Origin of the sequence: Serratia sp. CY55921 (assembly GCF_052167655.1) — a bacterium.
In the GTDB taxonomy this organism is placed as follows: domain Bacteria; phylum Pseudomonadota; class Gammaproteobacteria; order Enterobacterales; family Enterobacteriaceae; genus Serratia; species Serratia ureilytica.
On sequence record NZ_JBJNMU010000002.1, the window covers coordinates 306,602 to 319,653 of the forward strand.

Annotated in this window: 10 protein-coding genes and 1 pseudogene; 5 read left to right on the forward strand and 6 right to left on the reverse strand. The window is 62.8% G+C overall.

Annotated elements, in window-relative coordinates; genetic code table 11:
- Positions 1-80 precede the first annotated feature (80 nt).
- The 4 genes from ACJ8M3_RS15270 (at position 81) to ACJ8M3_RS15285 (ending at position 5,554) form a co-directional block, all read left to right on the forward strand.
- Positions 81-1,421: an aspartate aminotransferase family protein gene (locus tag ACJ8M3_RS15270; protein WP_033641748.1), complete on the forward strand. Its 1,341-nt coding sequence runs from the start codon at positions 81-83 to the stop codon at positions 1,419-1,421.
- Between the two features lie 10 nt (positions 1,422-1,431).
- Positions 1,432-2,940: a CoA-acylating methylmalonate-semialdehyde dehydrogenase gene (locus tag ACJ8M3_RS15275; protein WP_197771530.1), complete on the forward strand. Its 1,509-nt coding sequence runs from the start codon at positions 1,432-1,434 to the stop codon at positions 2,938-2,940.
- Positions 2,941-3,065: 125 nt separating this feature from the next.
- Positions 3,066-4,442, forward strand: coding sequence for an APC family permease (locus ACJ8M3_RS15280; protein ID WP_047025159.1), 1,377 nt, complete (start codon positions 3,066-3,068; stop codon positions 4,440-4,442).
- A 2-nt stretch (positions 4,443-4,444) separates the two neighbouring features.
- Entirely contained in the window at positions 4,445-5,554 is a 1,110-nt protein-coding gene (locus ACJ8M3_RS15285) for a DmpA family aminopeptidase (RefSeq protein ID WP_047025158.1), read from the forward strand.
- A gap of 34 nt (positions 5,555-5,588) precedes the next feature.
- Here ACJ8M3_RS15285 and ACJ8M3_RS15290 read toward each other — a convergent pair whose 3' ends face one another.
- Genes ACJ8M3_RS15290 through ACJ8M3_RS15310 form a run of 5 tightly spaced genes read right to left on the reverse strand, consistent with a single transcriptional unit; the run spans position 5,589 to position 10,967 of the window.
- Positions 5,589-6,839 (reverse strand): phospholipase D-like domain-containing protein, encoded by a 1,251-nt coding sequence (locus ACJ8M3_RS15290; protein ID WP_442514705.1) that lies wholly within the window; start codon positions 6,837-6,839, stop codon positions 5,589-5,591.
- Positions 6,832-7,482: a MotA/TolQ/ExbB proton channel family protein gene (locus ACJ8M3_RS15295; RefSeq protein WP_044029766.1), complete on the reverse strand. Its 651-nt coding sequence runs from the start codon at positions 7,480-7,482 to the stop codon at positions 6,832-6,834. Before ACJ8M3_RS15295 ends, ACJ8M3_RS15290 begins: the two co-directional genes overlap by 8 nt.
- A gap of 46 nt (positions 7,483-7,528) precedes the next feature.
- Positions 7,529-9,772, reverse strand: a complete 2,244-nt coding sequence (locus tag ACJ8M3_RS15300; protein ID WP_033651386.1) for a TonB-dependent receptor family protein — start codon at positions 9,770-9,772, stop codon at positions 7,529-7,531.
- Positions 9,773-9,811: 39 nt separating this feature from the next.
- Positions 9,812-10,558, reverse strand: coding sequence for an energy transducer TonB (locus ACJ8M3_RS15305; RefSeq protein WP_089195430.1), 747 nt, complete (start codon positions 10,556-10,558; stop codon positions 9,812-9,814).
- Between the two features lies 1 nt (position 10,559).
- Positions 10,560-10,967 carry an ExbD/TolR family protein gene (locus tag ACJ8M3_RS15310; RefSeq protein WP_021504179.1) on the reverse strand — a complete coding sequence of 136 codons (408 nt, stop codon included), beginning with the start codon at positions 10,965-10,967 and terminating at the stop codon, positions 10,560-10,562.
- A gap of 492 nt (positions 10,968-11,459) precedes the next feature.
- On the opposite strand from ACJ8M3_RS15310, the gene ACJ8M3_RS15315 reads away from it, so the two are divergent.
- Positions 11,460-11,762 (forward strand): DUF5862 family protein, encoded by a 303-nt coding sequence (locus ACJ8M3_RS15315; RefSeq protein WP_033651388.1) that lies wholly within the window; start codon positions 11,460-11,462, stop codon positions 11,760-11,762.
- A 175-nt stretch (positions 11,763-11,937) separates the two neighbouring features.
- Here the strand turns inward: ACJ8M3_RS15315 and ACJ8M3_RS15320 are convergent.
- Positions 11,938-12,855: pseudogene (locus ACJ8M3_RS15320) on the reverse strand (L,D-transpeptidase family protein); the annotation flags it as partial.
- Between the last annotated feature and the right edge of the window lie 197 nt (positions 12,856-13,052).

Consider the following 13,052-nt stretch of genomic DNA (forward strand, 5'->3'; position numbering starts at 1 on the left):
ATAGTCAATTTCGTACAACAATTCGTTAACAACTCATTTTATTTAATTAATCGCACTTATTTTCCTGCCCGGAGGAAAACATGGCCGCTGAAAATTATTCGCTTAATCGTCTCGATGCCGAAGGGTTAGAAGCCCATTGGATGCCTTTTACCGGCAACCGCAATTTTAAAGCGCAGCCGCGCATCATTACTCAGGCCGCAGGGGCGTATTACACCAGCCACGACGGCAGAAAGATTTTCGACGGCCTGTCCGGATTGTGGTGCTGCGGATTGGGGCACGGCCGGCAGGAAATCACCGACGCCGCCCAGCGCCAGTTGGCGACGCTGGATTACTCGCCGGCGTTTCAGTTCGGCCACCCGCTGTCGTTCGAGCTGGCCAACAAAATCAAGGCGCTGACGCCGGCGGGGCTGGATTACGTGTTCTTCACCGGCTCCGGCTCGGAAGCGGCGGACACCTCGCTGAAAATGGCGCGCGCTTACTGGCGCGCCAAAGGCCAGGCGGGCAAAACCTGCTTTATCGGCCGGGAAAAGGGCTATCACGGCGTTAACTTCGGCGGCATCTCGGTCGGCGGCATCGCTGGCAACCGCAAGGCGTTCGGCGCCGGCGCCGAGGCGGACCATCTGCCGCACACCCTGCTGGCCGGCAACGCCTTTTCGCGCGGCATGCCGCAACAGGGGGCGGAGCTGGCGGAAGAGCTCAACCGCATCATCGCGCTGCGCGACGCCTCGACGATCGCCGCGGTGATCGTCGAACCGTTCTCCGGCTCCGCCGGGGTGATCGTGCCGCCGGTCGGCTATCTGCAGCGCCTGCGCGAGATCTGTACCCAGCATGACATTCTGCTGATCTTCGACGAAGTGATCACCGCCTTCGGCCGCTGCGGCGCGATGACCGGCGCCGAGGCGTTCGGCGTCACGCCGGACATCATGAACATCGCCAAACAGGTGACCAACGGCGCGCAGCCGATGGGCGCCGTGGTGGTGCGGCCGGAGATCTACCAAACCTTCATGAACGGCGGCGAGCCGGACTACCAGCTCGAATTCCCGCACGGTTACACCTACTCCGCCCATCCGGTCAGCTGCGCGGTGGCGCTGGCGACGCTGGACATCCTGCAGCGCGAACAGATGGTGGAGCGCGTACAGGCGCTGGCGCCCTACTTCGAGCGCGCGGTGCACAGCCTGCAGGGGGCCAAACACGTCGCCGACATTCGCAATATCGGCCTGGCGGCCGGCATCACGCTGGCGGCGCGGCCCGGCGAACCGGCGCGGCGGCCCTTCGAAGCGGCGATGCGCTGCTGGGAAAGCGGGTTTTACGTGCGGTACGGCGGCGATACCCTGCAACTGGCGCCGCCGTTCATCAGCAGCGAAGCGCAGATCGATGCGCTGATCAACGCCGTCGGCGATGCCCTCAACGCCACCGAATAAGGAGCGAACCATGACCATTACCCATTGGATCAACGGCGAACCCGCCGCCGGCGGCGAACGCAGCCAGCCGGTTTACGACCCGGCCACCGGCCAATCGGCGCAGGAGGTGCTGCTGGCCGACCGCGCCACGGTGGAGCGCGCCATCGCCGCCGCCGAGCAGGCTTACCCCGCCTGGCGCGACACGCCGCCGCTGAAGCGCGCGCGCATCATGATGAAGCTCAAGGATCTGCTGGAGCAGCACGCCGACGCCATCTGCCAACTGATCACCGCCGAGCACGGCAAAGTGCTCAGCGACGCCCTGGGCGAACTGCAGCGCGGCATCGAGAATATCGAATACGCCGGCTATGTGCCGGAACTGCTGAAAGGCGAACACAGCAAAGAGGCAGGCCCGGGCATCGACAGCTGGAGCGAGTTTCAACCGCTCGGGGTGGTGGCGGGCATCACCCCGTTCAACTTCCCGGCGATGGTGCCGCTGTGGATGTGGCCGATGGCGGTCGCCTGCGGCAATACTTTCGTGCTGAAACCTTCCGAGCGCGTCCCTTCCGCCGCGCTGTATATCGCGCGGCTGGCGGCGGAGGCCGGGCTGCCGCCGGGGGTGCTCAACGTGGTCAACGGCGATCGCGAAGCGGTGGAGACGCTGCTGCATGACGGACGCGTGAAGGCGATAAGCTTCGTCGGTTCGACGCCGGTCGCAGAACACATCTATCACACCGGCTGCGGCCAGAACAAACGGGTGCAGGCGCTGGGCGGCGCCAAAAACCACGCGGTGGTGCTGCCGGACGCCGATATCCCCGGCGCGGTCGGCGCGCTGATGGGCGCGGCGTTCGGCTCCTGCGGCCAGCGCTGCATGGCCATCCCGCTGGTGGTCGCGGTGGGCGACGGCACCGCCGACGCGCTGATCGCCGGGCTGCGGCAACAGATGGCCGCCATGCGCGTCGGCCCCGGCAGCGACAACCACAACGACATGGGGCCGCTGGTGACTCAACAGCATTATCAGAAGGTGAAAGGCTATATCGATCAGGGCGTGGCCGAAGGCGCCGAGCTGCTGGTGGACGGCCGCGAACTGCGCGTGACGGACGCCGACGGCCGCCCCAGCCAGGGGTATTTCCTCGGCCCGACGCTGTTCGACCGCGTGACGCCCGGCATGCGCATCTATCAGGAGGAGATCTTCGGCCCGGTGCTCGGCGTGGTGCGCGCGGCGTCGCTGCAGGAGGCGATGGCCTTGATCGACGCCCATGAATACGGCAACGGCACCTGTCTGTTTACCCGTGACGGTGAAGCGGCGCGCTACTTCTCCAGCCGCATTCAGGTCGGCATGGTGGGGATCAACGTGGCGCTGCCGGTGCCGGTGGCCTACCACTCGTTCGGCGGCTGGAAGCGCTCGCTGTTCGGCGATCTGCACGCCTACGGCCCGGACGCGGTCAGGTTCTACACCAAACGCAAGACCATTACCCAGCGCTGGCCGGCCTCCGGTGATGCCCGCCGCGCCAGCTTCAGCTTCCCGTCGGGGCAGGGGTAACACATAAGAACAATAAACTTCCGGGGAGCAACGCTCCCCGGCATTTAGCGCGCTCCATTTGATTTCTGCGTACAGCCTGTGCAGCAAAACAATTACTCACTCACACGTTAATGGAGTCGTTAACCATGAAAGAGTCCGCCCCTGAACACACTTTCAAAGGCAATCTCAGCGTCCTCGACGTGGTGATGATCACCGCTTCCGGCGTAACGCCGGCCAGCTCGATCTTCGTCATCGCGCCGCTGGCGATCGCCAGCGCCGGCAGCGGCGCCTTTCTGTCGTTTCTGATCGCCGCCTGCGTCGCCGCCACCATCGCGCTGTGCTATGCCGAGCTCGGCGCCGCGCACCCCAGCGCCGGCGGCGAATACAGCATCATCAAACGCCTGTTCGGCACCCTGTGCGGGTTGCAGACCTATCTGTTTATTCTCAGCGCCGCGCTGTTCGTGCCGGCGGTGCTGGCCACCGGCGCCGTGCCCTATCTGAATACCGCGCTGGGCACCTCATTCGACGCCTCCACCGCCGGCATGATCACCGTGCTGATCGGCGGCGCCTGCGCCATTTTCAACATCAAGGCCAACGCCCTGCTGACCGGCGCCTTTCTGGTGGTGGAAGTGGCGGTGCTGGCGCTGATCGCCTGGCTCGGTTTCAGCCATCCGCATCAAAGCGCGGAGATTCTCACCGCGCCGGTGATGCTGGACGCGCAGGGCAGCCTGGCACCGGTGTCGCTGCCGCTGATCGTCGCCATGGTCGGGGTCGCGCTGTTCTCCTACAACGGCTACGGCGCGGCGGTGTACATGGCGGAAGATATGCGCGAGCAGGGCAAACCGATGGCGGTCGCGATCATGCTGACGCTGGTCATCGTGGTGCTGGTGGAACTGGTGCCGTTCACCGCCCTGCTGATCGGCTCGCCGTCGCTGGCGGAGATGGCCAAACAGGCCGATCCGGTCGGTTATGTGGTCACCCAGCTCGGCGGCCCGACGCTGGCGCGGGTGGTGAGCGGCGCGATCTACCTGTCGGTATTCAACGCCATCATCGCCATCGTGGCGCAGTTCAGCCGCATGATGTTCGCCAGCGGGCGCGACGGCTTCTGGCTGCCGACGTTCAACCGCGCGCTGAAAATCATCCACCCGCGCTTCGGCACCCCCTGGATCGCCACCCTGCTGTTCGGCGTCCCCTCGGCGCTGCTGGCGTTTTGCTCCGACCTCGAATCGCTGACCTCATTCACCGTGATCCTGCTGCTGCTGGTGTACATCATCATGGCGGTGGCGGCGCTGATCAGCCGCCGTCGCCGCCACTTCCATCACCCGTACCTGATGCCGCTGTGGCCGCTGCCGGTGGCGGCGGCGCTGCTGTGCTGCCTGTACGTGCTGTGGACGATTTTGATCGCCAGCAGCCTGAAAGACTTTATTATCATTGCCGGCATCATCGGCTTCGGGCTGGCGCTGAACCACTTGCGCGGCCGCCAGACGGCGCCCCTCGCCGCCCCCTCAATAGAAGGAGAATAACCATGACGCAGCGCGCTCAGGATCTGGGCATCACCATCGGCCAGGGCACGCCCGGCCCGCTGAACGCCATCACCGACGTGCCCGGCGTGCGCGTCGGCCATGCCAGCCTTCATGCCGACTTGGCGGACGGGCGCAGCGTGCGCACCGGCGTGACGGTGATCGAACCGCGCCCCGGCTCCGCTCGCCACGCGCCCTGCTTCGCCGGCGTGCACGTGCTGAACGGCAACGGCGACGCCACCGGCCTGGAATGGGTGCGAGAAGCGGGCCTGTTGACCAGCCCGATCGCTTTCACCAACACCCACAGCGTGGGGGTAGTGCGCGATGCGCTGATCGCGCTGGAGCGTGAAACGCTGCCCGCGAGCGACAACGCGGTGTACTGGAATATGCCGGTGGTGATGGAAACCTTCGATGGCCTGCTCAACGACATCAACGGCTTTCACGTCAAGGCCGAGCACGTACGCCAGGCGCAGCAGGCGGCCCGAGGCGGCTTGCCGCAGGAAGGCGCGGTCGGCGGCGGCAGCGGCATGATCTGTCATGAATTCAAGGGCGGCAGCGGCACCGCATCGCGCCGCTTGCCCGCCGATCAAGGCGGCTGGACGGTGGGCGCCATCGTGCAGGCCAACCACGGCAAGCGCGAGTCGCTGCTGGTCGGCGGTTACCCGGTGGGCCGCCACCTGGGGCATATCCCCTCGCCGTTCACGCCGCAGTTGCCGCATCCCGGCATGGGCTCCATCGTGGTGGCGCTGGCGACCGACGCGCCGCTGCTGCCGCACCAGTGCGCACGGCTGGCGCAGCGCGCCAGCATCGGCATCGCCCGCACCGGCGGCGGCACCGAGGATTCGAGCGGCGATATCTTTATCGCCTTCGCCACCGGCAACGACGGCCTGCCGCCCGCTGACTACGCCAATAAAGGCGATTTCACCACGCCGCTGCGCATGGTGAACAACGACTACATTTCGGCGCTGTTCGCCGCGGCGGCGGAAGCGGTGGAAGAGGCGATCGTCAATGCGTTGCTGGCGGCCAATACCGTCAGCGGCAACGGCCATCGGGCGGAAGGGTTGAGCGCCGAACAGCTGGTGACGGCGCTGGAGAAGGCCGGCTGGCGGCGGTAAACAACGCGGGGCGCGGGTTAACGCGCCCTGACCGTCAGGATTCGCCGCCCGGTTTGGGCGTCGGGTAATCGTAATCCAGCTTCAACGGCTCGGCGTAGACGCTGTCCCACAGCTGTTGGTACAGCCTGTCCAACCGCCCGCTCATCGCCGTGCTGTGCAGCACCAGCTCCAGATTGCGCGAGTTGTCCAGATAGCCGCCGGTCCAGTTGCTGGTGCCCACCCAGGCAATCTCATCGTCGATGGTCATCAGCTTGCTGTGAATCACGCGGGCAAACGGGATGAAGCCGCTGCTGGCCGGCGGAATGGTCACCACCTTGATCTGCACGTTCGGCACCAGCGCCAGGCTCTTCAGCCAGGCGATATCCGGCTTTTTGGTGTTCCAGTTGGCCACCATCAGCTCGATCTGCACCCCGCGCGCCGCCGCGCTGCGCAGCGCGTTGTCGATCACCGCGTAGAAGGGGCGGCTGCGCTCCGGGCCAAACGACAGCGGCGCGTAGTCCATCACCTGCACCCGCACCCGCCGTTTGGCGTCGGCCAGCAGACGCGGCAGCTCGGCCTGCGAATCGAGCACGCCCGCCGGGTTGTAGGCGCGCGGGCTGGCCACCAGATAGTTGCCCTGCGGCTGCGTCGTCGGCGGCGAATCGGGCAGCGCCGGCACCGGCTTATCCTGCGCCAGCAGCGCCTGCGCCCGCCAATCCTGTTCGAAGATCGCCTGGATCTGCCCCACCACCCTGGCGTCGCTGATGCGCAGCCCGGTTTCGTGAATGTGTTCCAGCGCGCGCCAGTCGAAGTTCTGGCTGCCGACGAACGCCTGCTCGCCGTCCACCAGCAGATACTTGGCATGCAGAATGCCGCCGCTCAGCTTCTGGTATGGGATGATGCGCAGCTCCAGATTGGGGATCGCCTTCAGCTGTTCCAGCGTCTCGGCGGTGGAGAGGCGAATGCCCTTCTCTTCCAGCAAAAAGCGGATTTTCACCCCGCGTTCGCCGGCCGACTTCAGGTGCTGCAGCACGCCGTCCAGCAGCGAACCGTCCTGATTCGCCACGTAGAACTGCCCCAGATCGATGCGGGTTTTCGCCGCGTCGAACATCTCGCGCCATACCTCGGCGGTGTTGCGCAGGTCGTCGGCCTGCAGCGCGGTTTCCACCGGCGCGGTGTACACCAGCTCGTAACCGGGAATAGCAAAACGCGCCGCAGCGCTCTGGCTCAACATCAACAAACAACCGCTCCACAATGCCGTATAAAGGCGGCATCTCGGCCGCCGTACTGGATGGCCATTAGGCATAGCGCGGCGCTCCGCTGTCAACCCATTGTTCGCCGCTGCCGCTTTCCGGACGGCTGGCCGGTTGACCGGCGCGGATCAGCAGCACCTTCAGCAGTTCGTTGATGCGCTCCATACGGCTCTGCAGGAAATTGTTGGCCACCAGGCACAGCAGCGCGATGGCGATGCCCAGCCCGGTGGCGTACAGCGCGGTGCCCATGCCGGCCGACACCAGACTCGGCTCGGACACCCCCGAGGCGGCCAGCGCCTTGAAGGTTTCGATGATCCCCATCACCGTGCCCAGCAGCCCCAGCAACGGCGCGGCGGTGACCACGGTTTCCAGCAGCCACAGGCCGCGCGCCATCGGCGGCTTGCTCAGCAGATACTGGGCGTCGATCAGATCGCCGATCGCCTCACGGTCGCCGGCGCGGTGCTTCTGCGCCAATACCGGCGCGATCACCGCCATCGGCAGGCTGTTGCGCTGCGTCAGCGCGTCGGGCAGATCGGCGGCGCGGCGCACGTCCGGCGTCAGCGCCTGCTCCAGCCTGCGCGCCTGGCGCTGGGTATAGGCGAAGTACAGCGTACGTTCGATGATGATCACCAGCGCGATCGCCAGCGCGGCGTACATCACGTAGAAAATAATGTCGTGCAACAGATTGGCGTCCATACAGGGTTCCTCTTCCCCGCCGCCGGGCAGACGGCGGGGCATTCAGTTAAAAGGTGGCTTCCAGCGAGACGCTGAAGGTGCGTTCTTCGCCGACGTTGTAATACGGGGTGCTGGCCTTCACGCCGCCGTAGGGCGCCGCGTTGAAGGTGGTGGTGCGCACCGAGGTCAGGTATTCCTTGTCAAACAGGTTGCTGATGCCAAAACGCAGCGCGGCGCTTTTGACGATTTTCTTGTCCACCGGCAGATGCACCCCCGCCGCCAGATCGAACACCGTGCGCCCGCCGATCTTCTCGTCGTTGGTCAGATCGCCATAGAACGCGCTGACGTACTTGCCGCTGACGCTGCCGTAGTACAGGCCGTCGTCATAACCCAGCGTCATGTTCAGCAGGTTTTTCGGCACGTTCGGCACCTCTTTGCCGGAGGTCGGCAGCGGCAACCCGCCGTTGCTGACGATGTCGCTCTTCTGCTTCGATTGGGTATAGGTATAGGAGGTGTAGTAGTTGAAGTTATGCGGCAGTTGGCCGCTCCACTCCAGCTCCAGCCCTTTGTTCTCCACGTTGCCGATGTTCATCATCTCGTAGTCGCCGGCCGCGTTGGTGGTGGAGATCTGGCGATCGCTGTAGCGCATGTAGAACAGCGTGGCGCTCAGCAGCATGTCTTCCTGTTGGAAGCGCCAGCCCAGCTCGTGGTTCCAGCTCAGCTCCGGCTTGGTGCTGAGCGAATCGCCGACGTTGTACAGCACATAGTTCGGCGGCGTGCGCATGTTGCGCGTCAGGTTGTAGAACACCTGGTTTTCCTGGTTCACCTTATAGCTGGCGCTGAAGTTCGGCAGGAATTCATGATAGGTGGCTTTGCGTTTCTCCGGCGCGTTGTACAGGCTGCCGCGATTGTCCCCTTTACGTTCCACGTACTGATAGGCCAGGCCGCCGACGAAGGTCCAGTCCGGCGTGGCGAACCAGGTATCCTGCAGCCACACCTTCTGCGCCGGGGTGATGGTGTACTGGTTGCGCCCCTGAACGGTGTTGCCGTTGGCATCCTTCACCTGATCGGAACCGCCCGGCGGCCCCCAAATCTGCGACGGGTTGCCGTCGCCCTTGATGCTGATGAACGGCTGGGTCTGCAGCTGGCGCGCGCGTTCATACCAGTAACCGATATCCAGACTGTGCTGATCGTTGATGTCCCACTTCAGCTTGGTGGTGATGCCCGGCCGCCAGGTCTGTGTCCACGACGGGCGGTAGTAGGTGTTGGATTTCAGGTTGCTGAGATCGTACTGCCCTGCCCTGTCCGACGTGCTGGACAATACCGACGCGGTTTGACCGTTGAAGCTGCCGCCGTTGCCCCAGTAGTAATACGGTTGCAGGGTCAGCGACAGGTTGTCGCGCAGCTGCAGCTTCTGGGTGAACGACAGCGTGAAGTTCTCGAACGGGTTGCGCTCGAGCTTGTAATACTTGTTCAACTGTCCGCGGCTGTTGTACTCCGGCGTGGTGGCATAGTCGGTATCGCGGCCGTCGTTTTGGAACTGCGCCTTGCTCAGGGTGTTGTAGTTGGTGTTGTTCTGGCGGTTGTACTTCATCACCAGATTGCTGCTGTTGCCGTTGCCGTCTTCGTACAGCGAGTTCATCTCGAACTTGTCGGAGTACAGCCGCCCCTCGCCGCGCCACTTCTTCGCCTCGGTGTGCGAATAGGAGAGCCAGTTGCTGAAGCCGTTGTACTCGCCGGTGTCCAGGCGGGCGAAGGTTTTGCTCAGGCTGTTGCTGCCCAGCGTTTGCTTGACGAACCCGCCGAAGTCTTTCGCCGGGCGGCGCGTTACCAGGCCGATGTTGCCGCCGCTGGAGCCGATATGCGGGCCGTCCGCTTCGGAAGAGCCCTGGGTGACGAACACCTCTTCCAGGTTCTCCGCATCGCCCAGCAGGTTCGGGTATACCGCGTAGTTGCCGGAGTCGTTGATCGGGATGCCGTCCATCGACAGGCCGATCTGATCCGAGTTCATGCCGCGCATGGTGTAGTCCACGCCGCTCAGGCCGCTGGCGTCATTGCTGTTGACGTTGAGGCCCGGCGTGAACTTCAGCTTGTCGATGGCGTTGGCCGCCGACGGCATTTTATCCATCGCCTCTTTGGTGACGGTGGAGCGCGCCTTGGCGCTGTCGTCCTGCACCATCATGCCGCCGCCGAGCGACTGCCCCTTGACGCTGATGGTGCCGACGTCGGTGCCGTCGGCCGCCAGCGCGGCGCCCGGCAGCATCGCCGACATCACCGCCAGATAGATCCCAGAACGATTGAACGATTTCATGGTGTGCATCCCTTAAAAATCAAACGATTAACCCTTGCGCTAAGGCGCCTGATAATTGAACGTCGCGGTAAATCTTTTGGTTGTTTGCCCGGCGAACGCGTCGCTCGGGAATGGCTTTACTGAACTGATGCTTTGCAGGCTGCTCATCGCCGCGCGATTCAGCAGCATGCTGGCGGCTTTGTTGGCGATGCCGGAAGAGACCACCCGCCCGCTGCGATCGACCTCCAGCCATACCTCGACGTTGCCCTGCGGGCGCTCGAGGGAGGCCTGACGGCCGGTCGGGTAGCGCTTGCGCTGTTCCAGTTCGCGGCGCAAGGCCAGCAGATAGCCGTTTTCAATCGCCTGCGCATTCACCTTCGGCGCCGCCGGGGCGGCCGGTGCGGGTTGCGCCGCCGGTTTACTGACCAGCGCGCGCGGCGCGGCGGGCGCCGGCGTCGGTTTAGGCTTTTCCACCGGTTTGGCTTTCTCTTTCACCGGCTTGGGTTTGGGCTTCGGTTGCGGTTTCGGCACCGGCTTGGCTTCCACGATCGGTTCCGGCGCCGGCACCACCGGTTCGGGGATCGGCTCCGGCTCGGGCGGCGGCGGTTCGGGCTGGGGGTCCGGCGGCGTTTGCGGTTGAGGTTCAGGCACCGGTTCAGGCTCCACCAGCGCCAGTTCGATGGCGGTTTCGTCGTAGCGCGGCTGGATCTTCAGCGCCGCCTGCTGGCTGGCGAACAGCAGACAGCCGGCGACAATCAGCGCCGGCAACCAGCTGAAAAGATGACGTGAGCGATAGAGCAGATACATGTCACAGCTTCCGTGTCGCGATGGAGACGGAGAAGAAACCGCCCTGGCGCAGGTTATCCATGACCGCCACCAGCCGCTCGACCGCCACGCCTTTGTCGCTGTTGACGATGATGGTGGTGGTCTGGTTGGCCTGCTGCTGTTGCTTGAGCGTCGTGACCAACGCGTCGAGCGCGATCGGCTGGCCATCCAGCTGCAGCTGTTCGTCGGCCCCCAGCGTGATAATCGCTTTCTTCTGCGGTTTCAGCTGTTGCGCGCTGCCGGCGGACGGCAGCTGCGTTTTCAACCCGAGCGCCGGAATGACGTTCAGGCTGATCAAGACGAAAAACACCAATAAAAACATCATCACGTCGATCATCGGGATCAGTTCGATGTGCGCTTTGTTCTTTTTCGGTTCGTTCCAGTTACGCATGACACTCCCTCACAAAAGCGAAGCAGCCAATATAGGAGGGGTTTGTTTACCTTTTGTTACGCTTGTGTGATCTTATTTTCACAGTGCGGATTTTTTGCGAGAATTTTTTCAATGGCTAACGACGGCAAGGGCTATATAACCCATTAATTAGCGATAGTTTTTATCGGAATAATTGCAATGTGGGCCTAACGCCGTGCGGATGACGAGACAATAAATGTGAAAATAGTGACAAGCTGCGCCAAGCGGCGGCGGCTTTGCCTCTCACCTTCCAGCGATATCTGCTATTTTTCCCAAGAACATTCCCAATCCCCCTCTTTAAAACACTCGCCAAAAATGAATGCACCTATATTTAACCAAATAATACCCTTCATTGAATAGAATATTGCCAATCAAATATCAGCTGTTATATTTTTAAAGTGAAATAGCGCTACAGCGTTATTTTAGAATTTAATTAAACCCACTAAGTCACCCTTTTATTTATAAGGATTGTATATGAAAGTACTTAGTCAATATGAAGAACAGTACGTTAGCGGTGGCGATCTGAACGCGGCCTGGGATGGGCTGTTGGACGGCGCCATGACCGGCGCGCTGATTGCAGGCAAATCCGCAGGCGCAGGCGGCTTTATTGCCGGTGCGGTCGGCCAATTGGTTGGCACCCTCATCGGCGGCGTTGCAGGCGGTGTGGGGCTGGGTCTTTATGGCCTGACGCATACGCAGCAGGAAGTGGCCGACTACGCGAAACATTTCCGCGAGACGATCGGCTCCACCTCGACCTCGGTCGGCGGCAGCCTGTAATAGAAATAAAATGGCCGCCGGCGCGGCGGCTATTTTATTTTTGACGCGCGGGGAATAAAAAAACCGTTAATCCCGGAGACGCGCCCGGCGCAAATATCCTGACAGCACTTCGGCTCATAAAAAAAGACGCCCGCAGGCGTCTTCTTGGTATTGTCACTGAAGCCCGAGGCGATCAGTTCACTTTCACCGGCATACCGGAACGAGCCTTGATCGCCGCATCCACTTCGCTCTGGTTGACGCCGGCGTCCATCAGCACTTTGCCGACCGGCGCGGAAATGGTCAGCGGCACCGGATCCTTGGATTGCAGCTGCTCTTCGTTGGCCGACAGCGGGTTGTGCACTTCCACGTAGCGCGAGCCGTCCGGTTCGACGGTGGCCTTCATCGGTTCGTTGATGAACTGCACGCGGGTGCCGACCGGCACGTTCTGGAACAGGTACTTGATGTCGTCGGCGCGCAGACGTACGCAGCCGTGGCTCACGCGCAGGCCGATGCCGAAGTTGGCGTTGGTGCCGTGAATGGCATACAGGCGGCCAACATACAGCGCATACAGCCCCATCGGGTTATCCGGGCCGGCCGGGAACACCGCAGGCAGGATCTCGCCGTCTGCCGCGTATTCGGCGCGCATTTTGGCGGTCGGCGTCCAGGTTGGGCCGTCTTTCTTGCGCTGCACGGTGGTGGTCCAGTTCAGCGGGGTGTCTTTACCCAGCTGGCCGATACCGATCGGCAACACCACGACGGTGTTGGAACCTTTCGGGTAGTAGTACAGACGCATTTCGGCGCTGTTGATGATGATGCCTTCACGCGGCGCGTCCGGCAGGATCAGCTGTTGCGGGATGGTCAGGGTGCTGCCGGCCTTCGGCAGGAACGGATCCACGCCCGGGTTGGCCTCCAGCATGTTGCTCAGCCCCATCTGATACTGGGCGGCGAAGCTCTCCAGCGGCAGTTTGCTGTCTTCCGGTACGGTGATTTGGATATTTTCGCCCACCAAACGGCTGTCTTTTGGCGGCAGCGGGTAGACGACGGCGAAGGCAGCCTGGCTGAATGCAACCAGTGCCGTAAACAGGGTTAATAACGCGCGAATGCTCATTTTCATCTTCGTGTTGGTCAAGGCCACTGGCGATTATGGGTATTGGTTTCTACGGCCACTTTGCCCCGTTGAATTTCAGCCGGCAGCCAACGGCGCTGCGGCCTGAAAAACCAGGGGGGATTTGACCGGATGCGCATTATATGTGCACATCAATCAAAGTGTGAACCATTACCGATGTAATATCGCAATTTTTTGTAACCTGA

Coding starts and splice junctions, on each gene's coding strand:
- ACJ8M3_RS15275 (WP_197771530.1), top strand. CDS start 1,432: ATGACCATTACCCATTGGATCAACGGCGAACCCGCCGCCGGCGGCGAA.
- ACJ8M3_RS15290 (WP_442514705.1), bottom strand. CDS start 6,839: ATGCCTAATGGCCATCCAGTACGGCGGCCGAGATGCCGCCTTTATACG.
- ACJ8M3_RS15300 (WP_033651386.1), bottom strand. CDS start 9,772: ATGAAATCGTTCAATCGTTCTGGGATCTATCTGGCGGTGATGTCGGCG.
- ACJ8M3_RS15310 (WP_021504179.1), bottom strand. CDS start 10,967: ATGCGTAACTGGAACGAACCGAAAAAGAACAAAGCGCACATCGAACTG.
- ACJ8M3_RS15280 (WP_047025159.1), top strand. CDS start 3,066: ATGAAAGAGTCCGCCCCTGAACACACTTTCAAAGGCAATCTCAGCGTC.
- ACJ8M3_RS15315 (WP_033651388.1), top strand. CDS start 11,460: ATGAAAGTACTTAGTCAATATGAAGAACAGTACGTTAGCGGTGGCGAT.
- ACJ8M3_RS15305 (WP_089195430.1), bottom strand. CDS start 10,558: ATGTATCTGCTCTATCGCTCACGTCATCTTTTCAGCTGGTTGCCGGCG.
- ACJ8M3_RS15270 (WP_033641748.1), top strand. CDS start 81: ATGGCCGCTGAAAATTATTCGCTTAATCGTCTCGATGCCGAAGGGTTA.
- ACJ8M3_RS15295 (WP_044029766.1), bottom strand. CDS start 7,482: ATGGACGCCAATCTGTTGCACGACATTATTTTCTACGTGATGTACGCC.
- ACJ8M3_RS15285 (WP_047025158.1), top strand. CDS start 4,445: ATGACGCAGCGCGCTCAGGATCTGGGCATCACCATCGGCCAGGGCACG.